The organism is Roseateles sp. (assembly GCF_031397715.1).
Taxonomy (GTDB): Bacteria; Pseudomonadota; Gammaproteobacteria; order Burkholderiales; family Burkholderiaceae_C; genus Paucibacter_A.
Genome location: NZ_JANNMI010000336.1, coordinates 1 through 11,534, shown reverse-complemented (window position 1 = coordinate 11,534; position 11,534 = coordinate 1). Strand labels below are relative to the sequence as shown.

At 63.0% G+C, this 11,534-nt stretch carries 11 protein-coding genes; 10 read left to right on the top strand and 1 reads right to left on the bottom strand.

The features are described from left to right. The 5 genes from RMO57_RS14765 to RMO57_RS14745 all read left to right on the top strand — a co-directional run. Positions 1 to 923 (top strand): methyl-accepting chemotaxis protein (locus RMO57_RS14765; RefSeq protein ID WP_310387874.1); only part of this gene is annotated, 923 nt, incomplete at its 5' end. Between the two features lie 12 nt (positions 924 to 935). Continuing rightward, a complete protein-coding gene (locus tag RMO57_RS14760) occupies positions 936 to 1,484 on the top strand; it encodes a chemotaxis protein CheW (protein WP_310387872.1) in 549 nt (182 codons plus the stop codon). Between the two features lie 3 nt (positions 1,485 to 1,487). Next, the gene (locus RMO57_RS14755) at positions 1,488 to 2,300 is read left to right on the top strand and encodes a CheR family methyltransferase (RefSeq protein WP_310387870.1); all 813 of its coding nucleotides are present in this window, start codon (positions 1,488 to 1,490) and stop codon (positions 2,298 to 2,300) included. A gap of 19 nt (positions 2,301 to 2,319) precedes the next feature. After that, positions 2,320 to 2,853 carry a chemotaxis protein CheD gene (locus tag RMO57_RS14750; protein WP_310387868.1) on the top strand — a complete coding sequence of 178 codons (534 nt, stop codon included), beginning with the start codon at positions 2,320 to 2,322 and terminating at the stop codon, positions 2,851 to 2,853. After that, positions 2,850 to 3,965, top strand: a complete 1,116-nt coding sequence (locus RMO57_RS14745; protein ID WP_310387866.1) for a chemotaxis response regulator protein-glutamate methylesterase — start codon at positions 2,850 to 2,852, stop codon at positions 3,963 to 3,965. Before RMO57_RS14750 ends, RMO57_RS14745 begins: the two co-directional genes overlap by 4 nt. Before the next feature lie 16 nt (positions 3,966 to 3,981). Here RMO57_RS14745 and RMO57_RS14740 read toward each other — a convergent pair whose 3' ends face one another. Beyond that, entirely contained in the window at positions 3,982 to 4,347 is a 366-nt protein-coding gene (locus RMO57_RS14740) for a response regulator (protein ID WP_310387864.1), read from the bottom strand. Between the two features lie 237 nt (positions 4,348 to 4,584). On the opposite strand from RMO57_RS14740, the gene RMO57_RS14735 reads away from it, so the two are divergent. The 5 genes from RMO57_RS14735 to RMO57_RS14715 form a co-directional block, all read left to right on the top strand. Next, positions 4,585 to 5,472 carry a phosphate/phosphite/phosphonate ABC transporter substrate-binding protein gene (locus RMO57_RS14735; protein ID WP_310387863.1) on the top strand — a complete coding sequence of 296 codons (888 nt, stop codon included), beginning with the start codon at positions 4,585 to 4,587 and terminating at the stop codon, positions 5,470 to 5,472. Between the two features lie 32 nt (positions 5,473 to 5,504). Continuing rightward, positions 5,505 to 7,778: an ATP-binding protein gene (locus tag RMO57_RS14730; protein WP_310387861.1), complete on the top strand. Its 2,274-nt coding sequence runs from the start codon at positions 5,505 to 5,507 to the stop codon at positions 7,776 to 7,778. Positions 7,779 to 8,038: 260 nt separating this feature from the next. Further along, entirely contained in the window at positions 8,039 to 9,760 is a 1,722-nt protein-coding gene (gene pilB, locus RMO57_RS14725; RefSeq protein ID WP_310387859.1) for a type IV-A pilus assembly ATPase PilB, read from the top strand. A gap of 23 nt (positions 9,761 to 9,783) precedes the next feature. Further along, positions 9,784 to 10,998, top strand: coding sequence for a type II secretion system F family protein (locus RMO57_RS14720; protein WP_310387857.1), 1,215 nt, complete (start codon positions 9,784 to 9,786; stop codon positions 10,996 to 10,998). A 6-nt stretch (positions 10,999 to 11,004) separates the two neighbouring features. After that, positions 11,005 to 11,534, top strand: a 530-nt coding sequence (locus RMO57_RS14715) for a prepilin peptidase (protein WP_310387855.1), incomplete at its 3' end; no start/stop codon positions are given.

Below are 11,534 nucleotides of genomic sequence, written 5' to 3'. Positions count from 1 at the left end.
AACTCAGCGGTGCGTCGGATCAGGTTTCGCAGACCTCGCAGAGCTTGTCGCACTCGGCCTCACAGCAAGCCGCCAGTGTCGAACAGACCACCGCGCAACTGCAGGAAATGGCGGCCTCGGTCAAACAAAACTCCGACAGTGCCAACCTGACCGACGCCATGGCCACGCGGGCGGCCAAGGAAGCGATGGACGGCGGGCAGGCGGTCAACCAGACCGTCGAGGCGATGAAGCAAATCGCCACCAAGATTTCCATCATTGACGACATCGCCTATCAAACCAATTTGCTGGCCTTGAATGCGGCCATCGAAGCGGCCCGAGCGGGCGAGCATGGCAAGGGCTTTGCCGTGGTGGCGGCGGAGGTGCGCAAGCTGGCCGAGCGCAGCCAGGTGGCCGCGCAGGAGATCGGCAGCTTGGCCGGCACCAGTGTGCAGATGGCCGAAAAGGCCGGCAGCTTGCTCAGCAATATGGTGCCCTCGATTCAAAAAACCTCAGAGTTAGTGCAGGAGATTTCGGCCGCATCCAGCGAGCAGGCCGAGGGCGTGTCGCAGATCAATGCAGCCATGAACCATCTGTCCACCGCGACCCAGCAAACCGCCTCGGCGTCCGAGCAGCTGTCGGCCACGGCCGAAGAACTGTCGGCCCAGGCGGCGCAGTTGCAGGAGCAAATGGCTTTCTTCAGATTAGCGGACGACGTCGGCAACATGCCTGCTCGTCACGTCGGCGCGGCACTCGCGCCTGCGCCGGCTCGCAGCCCGTCCATCGCCAAGCAGCTACAGGCCTACAGGGCGCCAGAGCGCGCGGCACGCTTGGCTGCGGGCAGCCCAAAGTCGGCAGCGAGCGGCCAGACCCGGCCCGGTGCGGCCGGCAAGGCCACCAAGCCTGCCGCCGGCGAGATTGATGAGTCGCATTTCAAACGCTTTTGATTGAGGCCGAGCATGAGTAAAACCAACCGTGACGCCCCTGCCGATCGCCTGCGCGGCGGCATTGCCGAGCAAGCGGCTGCGGGCCCGATGTGCCAGCTGCTGCGCTTGGCCGTTGGTCCAGAAACGCTGGTCGTGCCGATTGAAGCGGTGCGCGAAATTCTGGAAGTGGGGCGCATGACGCCGCTGCCGCAAACCCCGGACTTCGTGCGCGGTGTGATGAATCTGCGCGGCGCGGTGGTGCCGGTCATCGACCTGGGCGCCCGCTTCGGCTTTGGGCCGACCGCCATCGGTCGACGCTCCGCCATCATCGTGGTGGAGGCCAAGGGCGACGAGGACTTCGACCGCCTGATCGCGGGCATGTTGGTGGACGCGGTGTTCGAGGTGCTGGACTTCGACACCCAGCGCATCGAAGCGGTGCCCAGCCTGGGCGTGGGCGTGGCGGCGGAGTTTCTGGCCGGCATGGTCAATCTTGCCGGTGCCTATGCCGCGCTGCTCAATCTGGATCAGGTCTTGTCGCCGGTCGCGCTGTCCGCGTTGATCGCCGAAGCGCAGACGGGCTGATCGATGCGCCAACTCTCCGCCGAATCTTTCACCGCCATCACCGGGCTGTTTCACCGCGTCTCGGGCATCAAACTGGTCGAGAGCAAACACGCGCTGGTGCAAAGCCGTTTGCAAAAACTCAGCGTGGACGCCGGCGAAGACGACATCAATGTCTTTGTGCAGAAGATGGTGCGCGGCCAGCTGCCCGAAGCCATGCTGGTCAGCGTGGTGGACAAGCTGACCACCAACGAGACCTATTTCTTCCGCGAGCCGCAGCACTTCGAGGACCTGGCCAAACGCGCCGAGGCGCACCGCGACGGCTCCGAGTTCCTGGTCTGGAGCGGTGCCTCATCAAGCGGCGAAGAGGCCTACAGCATCGCCATGACCTTGGCCGACAAGCTGGGCCTCACCAAGGGCGGCCGGCCCTGGTCCATCCGCGGCACCGATCTGTCCACCAGCGTGGTGGAAAGCGCGCGCCAGGGCCTCTATTCAGTGGAGCGGGCGCGCAATGTGCCGATGGACTTTTTGAAGCGCTTTTGCCTGCAAGGCTTCGGCCCTTACGAGGGGCAAGTCCTGGTGCAGCGCGAGCTGCGCGCCAAAGTCCAGTTTCAATGCGCCAACCTGATGCAGCCACTGCCGACCTTGCCGATGTTTGATGTGATCTTTTTGCGCAATGTGCTGATCTATTTTGATGGGCCGGCAAAAACCGCCATCGTCAGCCGTGTGATCGAGCGCCTCAAGCCCGGCGGCGTGCTGTACCCGGGGCATGCCGAATCACTGGCCGCCCTGGCCCTGCCATTGAAGGCGATAGCGCCGGCGATCTACCAACATGCATAAGCCAAATTCCGCCTCTTCCATGCCCCAGCCGTTGATGCCGAACCGACCTGCGGCTTTGCCAGGTGGCAGCCCGCAAATCATCAACCTGATGCCGGGGCAATGGCATTTCGGCCAGGCCGCCACCCTCAAGACCTTGCTCGGGTCCTGTGTGGCCATCACGTTATGGCATCCACTCAAGCGTTTCGGCGGGATGTGCCATTACCTGCTGCCGAGCCGAGCGAGCCGCGCTCAGTCCCCGCTGGATGGTCGTTATGGCGATGAGGCAGTGGCCTTGTTGCTGCAAGGCATTGCCCGCACCGGCACCAAGCCCAGCGACTACATCGCCCACCTCTACGGCGGGGCCGACACCATGCCCGACGGCATGACTATGAAGTTCAATGTCGGCGAGCGCAATATCGAGCGCGGCTGGGCCTTGATCGATGAAAACGGCTTTCAGCTGCAAGGCGTTGATGTCGGTGACAACGTGCCGCGCACCGTGGTGATTGACCTGGTCAGCGGCCGGGTGGACGTCAAACGCAGCCAGGCGCCGGGCTCGACTGGAGCGCGCAAATGAGCACAGCAATCAACGCACCACTGCGGGTGGCCATCATTGACGACTCGGCCGTGGTGCGCAAACACCTCAGCAGCTTGTTGGAGGCGGCCGGCATTCGGGTCAGCATCACCGCCAGCGACCCCCTGTTTGCCTGGCCCAAGCTGGAGGCCGACTGGCCGGACGTGATCGTGCTGGATGTCGAGATGCCGCGCATGGACGGCATTACGTTCTTGAAGCGGGTGATGAGCGAGCACCCGCTGCCGGTGGTGATGTGCTCAACGCTGACCGAGGCGGGCTGCGAAACCACCATGCAAGCGCTGGCGGCCGGCGCGGTCGGCTTTGTCACCAAGCCCAAGCTGGGGCTGCGGGATTTTCTGGAAGACCCGGGCAACGGTTTGGTCGGCGCGGTGCGGGCAGCGGCACGTGCCAATGTGCGGGCCCTGCCGAGTCAACTGGCCCAACAAGCGACCAGCGCAGCGCGCACGCACCGGCCTTCGCCCGTGCTGACCCTCAACGCCATGGCGATGGCCGAGACCACCGACCGCGTGATCGCCTTCGGCAGCTCCACCGGCGGCGTGCAGACCATCGAGGCGGTACTCAAGCAGTTGCCGCGCACCTGCCCGGGCATCGTGCTGGTGCAACACATGCCTGAAAAGTTCACCCACTCCTTTGCCGAGCGACTCAAGCGGGTCACCGATCTGGAGGTGCTGGAAGCCAAGGACGGCGACCGGGTGATCAACGGCCGTGTGCTGGTGGCGCCGGGTGGCCGGCATATGCAGCTCAAGCGCAGCGGTGCACAGTATGTGGTGGAGGTGCGCGACGGGCCGCTGGTCAACCATCACAAGCCCTCGGTCGACATCTTGTTCAAGTCGGTCGCGCATTGCGCCGGCCGCAATGCCATCGGCGCGATCTTCACCGGCATGGGCGACGACGGCGCACGCGGCCTGCTGGAGATGCGCAAGGCGGGGGCCATGACGCTGGCCCAAGACGAGGCCAGCTGCGTGGTCTACGGCATGCCCAAGGCCGCGTTCGAGCTGGGTGCCGCTCAGCATGTGGTGGCCTTGTCGGAGATGGCCGCGGCGCTGCTTAAATTGAGCGGTATGGCACCCAGAACTACCCTGCTGGGCGCTTAAGTTTCAGGCTTGAATTTCAGGCCAGCACCTTGTCAATCACCTTCATCAGCTCCAGCGGGCTGAAGGGTTTGATCAAGTACTCATCGGCGCCTGCAGCCAAGCCGGCTTGGCGGTCGCTCTCTTGCCCGCGCGCGGTCAACAAAATCACCTTGGCTTCGCGCATCACCGGGTCGGCCTTGACTCTGGCGCAGACCTGCAAGCCGTTGAGCCCGCCGGGCATCATCACATCCAGCAAGATCAGGTCCGGCAAGAAGCGGCCGGCCTTGGCCAGGCCGATGTCGCCGTTGGGCGCCTCGTCGATTTCGTAGTCGTCAAACTCCAAGGTCACCCGGATCAGCTCGCGGATTTCGTCCTGGTCTTCAACGATCAAAATCTTCTTCATAGTCGCGCCCCGAACCGAATAGCCATTGGCGCGAATAATGCCTGAAGTTGAGGGCGCTGGTGCCATCCGACAGGCTCCACATCGGTCAAATTGCACCGAAAGGACGCGCTCTTTTCACCCGGCTAAAGTTTGCGCAGAGTCGGGCCGAAAACCAGGGATCAATCGCGGCCACACCGCGCAATCTGGGTCCGCGTGCGCACCGTCAAAAAAATTAGAACCCGACCGGAGCCAAGTCGCATGCATACGAACGCTGTTTTTTCCGCCGCCAAACGCTTGGTTTCTTCTTTGGCAGTGGGCGTGGCCATCAGCTTGGCCCTGCCCTGGTTAGGCACGCCCGCGCAGGCCGCTGAAGAGACGGTCTACCGTTTCTCGCCGGTCAACCAAGCCAGCATCGCCCTGTCGGCCGATTACTGGAACCCCATCGTCGCCTATGTATCGGAAAAGAGCGGCGTCAAGCTGGTGCTCAAAATCGGCCGCACTTCGGCCGACACCACGGCCTATGTGTTGGCGCAAGAGGTGGAGTTTGTTTTCAGCAATCATCTGTTCAGCCCTGAGCGCGACAGACTCGGCTGGAAGGTCTTCGGGCGCCGCTTGACGCCGCCCATCCATGGCCTGCTGATCGTGCCGGCTGACTCCACCATCACCGACCTGGCCCAACTCCGCGGCAAAGACGTGGTCTACCCCGGGCCTGAGGCCTTTGTGTCCTACAAGTTGCCTTACGCCCAGTTGTTGAACCAAAAAGTCGATACCGAGCTTGTGTTCGCCGGCAATACCGATAGCGCCTTGGCCCAGCTGTTCAGCGGCCGGGTGGCGGCAGCCGGCGTCAACTCTCAGCTGGCCGACAACTACGCCCGTCGCGAGGGCAAGAAGTTCCGCGTACTGTGGCGATCGGAGCCCCTGCACGACCTGGCCTTGATGGCCGCGGCCAAGGTGCCCGAGAAAGACGTTCAGGCGGTGGCCAAGGCCTTTGCCGGCATGCACAAAGATCCCAAGGGCCAAGCCATTTTGCACGCGGCCTCCAAGCATATTGGCCTGACCGAGGAGGCCTACTTCATCAGCTCCGACGGCAGCGAGTACGCCGCCTATCGCAAGTTCTACCTGACGGCGCCGGCGCCACTGCGCTAGGCCACGAACTGCGTCAGGCTTGATCCGTCGCCATGCTGCTCAGCCGTTTGCTGCCCCACAGTTTGATCGCCCGGGTATTCCTGCTTTATCTGGTGTCGATGCTGATTTTCATGGGTGGCGCGATGGGCTGGTACGCCTCACGCAGCTACACCAACAGCATCACCAGCGCACTAGATTCGGCCGCCACCTTGAGCAGCCTGCTCGGGCCGATGGTCAGCGATGCCGCGGTGATTGGTGACTACGAGACGATTGAGCGCGCCTTGGAGCGCAGCGCCAAGCATGCCGATATCGGCGCCGCGCTGTTCATTGACATCAAGGGCGGGCGGCTTGAGCGGCGCGGCCATGCGGCGCCGGTCTCGCGGGCACCGGCCTGGCTTGCGCGCGCCATTGACGCCCAGCTCGGTGAGCTCAACCTCAACATCATTGCCGGCGGCAAAGACTATGGCGTGCTGCGCCTGCATTTCAACAGCGAGCAAATTGCCAGCGATTTTTGGCAGCAAACCGCCTTCGCGCTGAGCTTGGCGGCCTTAAGTTTGCTGGCCAGCTTAGGCCTCGTCTGGTGGCCCTTGAAACATTGGTTAGGGAATTTGGGCCAGATCCAGGCCTTCGGTGAACAAATACAAGTGGCGGGCGGGGTCTTGAGCCCGATGTTGTCGGAGGACGCGCCGTTGGAGTTCCGCAAGACCTTTGAGGTGCTGAATCAAGCGGCGCATTCCTTGCAGCTGGAGCGCGAGCGGGCGGCAGTCACTTTGGCGGCCATCGGCGACGGCATCGCCACCACCGACGCAGCGGGGCTGATCATGCTGGCCAATCCGGTCTTGGCCGAGATGCTCGGGCGCTTGCAAGCGTCGGCGCTATTGGGGCAAGCGATTCAAGTCCTGTTGCCCGAGCTGCCGGCAGCACTGCCGCGCGATGCAAGCGCCGCCAAGAGCTGGGCGATGCGGGTACGCCCCGCCCATGCACAGTCGGCCACGCGCTACCAAGTGTTGGACCTGAGCGTATCCCTGATCAGCGGCGCGGACGGCCTCGTCGCCGGCTATGTGCTGGCTTTTCGGGACATCACTGAGCAGCAAGCGCTGGAAGACCGCTTGCAGAGTGAGCTGCGCGAGCGCGCCAGCGCTTTGCAAACGCTGCGCAATATGCTGCAGGCACCCGCTGCCGGCGTGCAGATCAGCAGCGATGAAGATATCAGCGCCGTGCTGCAATTGGTGCAAACCTTGCTGGCCAGCCTGCGTGAGCGTGGTGAACAACTCGCGACCATTTTTGCGCTCAGCCCGGACGGCTTTGTGTATTTTGATGCTCAGCGCGTAACGCGTTACATCAGCCCAGCATTCACCCGCTTGGCGGGCCTGGCCGCCGGCACCGGGCTGGGCTTGCATGAAGATGATTTGATGCAGCAACTGACCGCCAATTGCCCGCCTGACGCCCGGCGACTGGAGTTTGCTCAGCTGCGCCAGGGCAAGCAGCGCCTTGAGCTGGCGCGGCCGACTCGCCGGGTGCTGGAGTTGAGCCTGCACGAAGGCGGGCAAGGGCAAAGTCAGGGCCAAAATGTTTCGCAACTGCTGCAGCTCAGCGATGTCACGCATCAGGTCGAAGTGGAGCAAATGAAGAGCGAGTTTTTGTCCACGGCGGCGCACGAGCTGCGCACGCCGATGGCCAGCATCTACGGCTTCACCGAACTGTTGATGACGCGTGAGGTGTCGCCCGAGCAGCAAAAACTGATGCTTGCGCGGATCTACCGCCAGTGCGAGGCGATGATCGCCATCCTCAATGAGTTGCTCGATCTGGCCCGCATCGAAGCGCGCCGAGGCAAAGACTTCGAGCTTGAGCGCTGCGAGCTCAACAGCCTGGTGGATGAGGTGGTGCAGGACTACCCGCCGCCGGCCGAGCGCAACGCACCGCGGCTGACTTTTGCATTGCCGCAGGTGCAAGTCCATGTGGACCGCAAGAAGCTGCAGCAGGTGCTGCGCAATCTGCTCTCCAACGCCTACAAATACTCGCCCGACGGCGGCGAGGTCAGGGTGCGGGTGTTTGCCGACCCGGCCGAAGACAGCGGGTTTGTTTGCATCGACGTGCAGGATCAAGGCATAGGCATGACGGCGGAGCAGCTGTCGCATGTCAGCGAGCGTTTTTACCGCGCCGATAAATCCGGCAGCGTGCTCGGCACCGGCCTGGGCATGAGCATCGTCAGGGAAATCATCGACCTGCTTGGCGGCCAGATGAGCTTGAGCAGCGAACCCGGCCAAGGCACCACGGTGCGCCTGAGTTTGCCGAGGCTGCAAGCTCCACTCATGCAGCGAACCTGATGCGCCCGGGCTTGCCGTGGCCTTGGAGCAGCAGTTGGGAGCTGGGCGTTTGCGCTTTGACGGTGTGGCGCAGCAGCGGGCCGGCCAGGCAAGCGGCCTTGATCGACGCTCCAAGCGGGCAAATCCCTGGTTGTTTGGGCGTCCAAGACCCAGGATGTGCTGGCCTAATCGTGCGCTTGGACACACTTGCCCGCTGCGTGCCGCTGCCCGGCGCATTACAGTGTGAAATGCAAACATTTTTAGATTGAAGCGCCCCATCCATGGATGCCACCCTGGCCGAACCACCCCAGTCTGCCCTCTCGGGCGTGGCCCGCATGTTGGTACATGCGGGCAAGCTGGCACCCAAGGTGGCCGAGGACTTGGAACGCCAGGCGCGCGAGAAGAAGATCAGTTTCGTCAACTCGGTGATTGCCGCCGGCGTGGTCTCCTCGGTTGACCTCGCGCACACGCTGTCGACCGCGCTGGCCTTGCCGCTGCTGGATCTGCATGCGATGGACCCGCAGCGCATGCCGCACAACATCATCGACGGCAAGCTGGCCTTGCAGTATCAGGTGGTGGTGCTGGGGCGGCGCGGCAGCCGGCTGTTCATCGGCGGCGCCGACCCGACCGACCAGGAGGTGGTCGAGCGGATCAAGTTCGCCACCCAGTTGGCCCCCGAATGGATCATCGTCGAGCACGACAAGCTGGCCAAGATGCTGGCCGGTGCGGGCAGCAGCGCCAGCGAGACGCTGGAATCGATGGCCGGCGGCGACTTTGACTTTGACATCGACGAGGGCGAGGCCGCACCGGCCCCGGAAACGGCCGAGCAGGGCGATGTGGAGGACGCGCCGGTGGTGCGCTTTTTGCAAAAGATGCTGGTCGACGCGATCAATATGCGCGCCTCGGACCTGCACTTCGAGCCCTATGAATATCACTACCGGGTGCGCTTTCGGGTCGACGGTGAGCTGCGCGAAATCACCCAGCCGCCGATCGCCATCAAAGACAAACTGGCCTCGCGCATCAAGGTGCTTTCAAGGTTAGACATTGCCGAGCGCCGGGTGCCGCAAGACGGCCGCATGAAGCTGAAGTTCGGCGCCAAGTCAATCGACTTCCGCATCAGCACCTTGCCGACGCTGTTCGGCGAGAAGATCGTGATCCGGATTCTTGACCCCTCATCTGCGAAGTTAGGTATTGAGGCGCTGGGCTACGAGAAGATCGAGAAAGAGCGCTTGCTCGCTTGCATCTCGCGCCCTTACGGCATGGTGCTGGTGACGGGGCCGACCGGCTCGGGCAAGACGGTGTCGCTCTACACCTGCTTGAACATCCTCAACCAGCCCGGCGTCAATATTTCGACCGTCGAAGACCCGGCCGAAATCAACCTGCCCGGCATCAACCAGGTCAATGTGAACGACAAGGCGGGGCTGACTTTTTCGGCCGCGCTGAAGTCATTTTTGCGCCAGGATCCGGACATCATCATGGTCGGCGAGATCCGCGATCTGGAGACGGCCGACATCGCCATCAAGGCCGCGCAAACCGGCCATATGGTGATGTCGACGCTGCACACCAATGACGCCCCCAAGACACTGACCCGGCTCTTGAACATGGGCGTGGCACCGTTCAATATCGCCTCCAGCGTGTTGCTGATCACCGCCCAGCGCTTGGTGCGGCGGCTGTGCGAGAACTGCAAGGCGCCGGCCGAATACCCGCGCGAAGCGCTGCTGCGGGCCGGCTTCCTGGAAGAAGAGCTGGACGGCAGCTGGAAGCAATATCGCGCGGTCGGCTGTTCAAGTTGTAACAGCGGTTACCGGGGGCGCGTAGGACTTTACCAAGTGATGCCAATTACCGAGCCAATTCAGCGCATCATCCTGGCCGAGGGCTCGGCGATGGACATTGCGGTGCAAGCCAAGGTCGAGGGCGTGCGTGACTTGCGCCAGTTCGGACTGGTCAAGGTGAAATCGGGCGTAACAACATTGGAAGAAGTGCTGGCGGCCACCAATGAATAAATTAAGCCCAGGAGTGGATGGATATGGCGACAAAACCCAAGCCGGTTAACGAAACCACGTTCGAGTGGGAGGGCAAGGACCGTAACGGCAAGATCGTACGGGGCGAGATCCGGGCTGGCGGCGAGGCCATGGTCAGCGCCACGCTGCGCCGCCAAGGCATCTTGGTCACCAAGGTCAAAAAACGCCGCACCAGTGGCGGCAAGGCAGTCAAACAAAAAGACATCGCCGTCTTCACCCGTCAACTCGCCACCATGATGCGGGCGGGTGTGCCGCTCTTGCAGTCATTCGAGATCGTCGGGCGCGGCAGCACCAACCCCAAGCTGACTCGCCTATTGAATGACATCCGCCAAGACGTCGAAACCGGCACCAGTTTGTCGACCGCGCTGCGCAAGCATCCGCTGCACTTCGATGCGCTGTATTGCAATCTGGTCGAGGCCGGCGAGGCGGCCGGTATCTTGGAGTCGCTGCTGGATCGCCTGGCCGTCTACCAAGAAAAAACCATGGCGCTGCGCAACAAAATCAAGTCGGCGCTGACCTACCCGATCGCCGTGCTGTCGGTGGCGTTTGTGGTGGTGGCCGTCATCATGATCTTTGTGGTGCCGTCCTTCAAGGAGGTCTTCAGCTCTTTCGGCGCGACCCTGCCGACGCCGACCCTGATCGTGATCGCGATGTCGGAATTCTTCGTCTCGTATTGGTGGGCGATCTTCGGCGGCCTCGGCGGCGGGCTGTATTTCTTCTTCCAGTCCTGGAAGCGCTCGGTCAAGATGCAGGCCACGATGGACCGGATCTTGCTGAAAATCCCGGTGTTCGGCGATCTGCTTTACAAATCGGCGGTGGCACGCTGGACTCGCACGCTGTCCACCATGTTCGCCGCCGGCGTGCCGCTGGTGGAAGCGCTGGACTCGGTCGGCGGTGCGGCCGGCAACGCGGTCTTTTCCGAGGCGACCGAAAAAATCCAGCGTGACGTGTCGACCGGCACCGCCTTGACGACCTCGATGCAGGCCACCGGCATCTTCCCCAGCATGGTCTTGCAGATGGCCGCCATCGGCGAAGAGTCAGGCTCGCTCGACCATATGCTGGCCAAGTCGGCCGAGTTCTACGAGGACGAAGTCGACGAAGCGGTGAATGCCTTGGCCAGTTTGATGGAGCCCTTCATCATCGTCATCCTGGGCACCATCATCGGCGGCATCGTGGTCGCGATGTACCTGCCCATCTTCAAACTCGGACAGGTCGTTTAGCCGCCCATGCATGACTTCGAATTCCTCCTCTCGCCCTGGGTCTTGGGCTTGCTTGGCCTGTGCATAGGCAGCTTTCTCAATGTGGTGGTCCACCGCACGCCGCTGATACTTGAGCGCCAATGGCTGGGTGACGCGGCCGCTCAACTGGGCGATGCGACCGAACTCAGCCGCGCCAGCACGCTGCCCAAGGCCGACGCCGACAAGCTCGCCGCCGCCGCCAATGCCTTGAGCGAGCGCTTGGAGAAGCTGCCGGCCTTGGGCCTCGCCCTGCCCCGCTCGCGCTGCCCCAAATGCGGCCATCAACTGGCTTGGCATGAGAACTTGCCTCTGCTGGGCTGGTTGCGGCTGGGCGGCAAATGCTCGGCCTGCAAGGCCGCGATCTCGGCTCGTTACCCCTTGATTGAGCTGAGCTGCGGCCTGCTGTTCGCCGCGCTGTCCTGGCGCTTTGGTGCGCAGCCGAGCACGCTGGTGTGGTGCGGTTTCGGCGCCGCGCTATTGGCCTTGGCCGCGATCGATTGGGACACCACGCTGCTGCC

Bases quoted from the DNA above. Each gene is read 5' to 3' on its own strand.
- RMO57_RS14760 (WP_310387872.1), top strand. From the start codon at position 936: ATGAGTAAAACCAACCGTGACGCCCCTGCCGATCGCCTGCGCGGCGGC.
- RMO57_RS14755 (WP_310387870.1), top strand. From the start codon at position 1,488: ATGCGCCAACTCTCCGCCGAATCTTTCACCGCCATCACCGGGCTGTTT.
- RMO57_RS14750 (WP_310387868.1), top strand. From the start codon at position 2,320: ATGCCCCAGCCGTTGATGCCGAACCGACCTGCGGCTTTGCCAGGTGGC.
- RMO57_RS14745 (WP_310387866.1), top strand. From the start codon at position 2,850: ATGAGCACAGCAATCAACGCACCACTGCGGGTGGCCATCATTGACGAC.
- RMO57_RS14740 (WP_310387864.1), bottom strand. From the start codon at position 4,347: ATGAAGAAGATTTTGATCGTTGAAGACCAGGACGAAATCCGCGAGCTG.
- RMO57_RS14735 (WP_310387863.1), top strand. From the start codon at position 4,585: ATGCATACGAACGCTGTTTTTTCCGCCGCCAAACGCTTGGTTTCTTCT.
- RMO57_RS14730 (WP_310387861.1), top strand. From the start codon at position 5,505: ATGCTGCTCAGCCGTTTGCTGCCCCACAGTTTGATCGCCCGGGTATTC.
- pilB (WP_310387859.1), top strand. From the start codon at position 8,039: ATGGATGCCACCCTGGCCGAACCACCCCAGTCTGCCCTCTCGGGCGTG.
- RMO57_RS14720 (WP_310387857.1), top strand. From the start codon at position 9,784: ATGGCGACAAAACCCAAGCCGGTTAACGAAACCACGTTCGAGTGGGAG.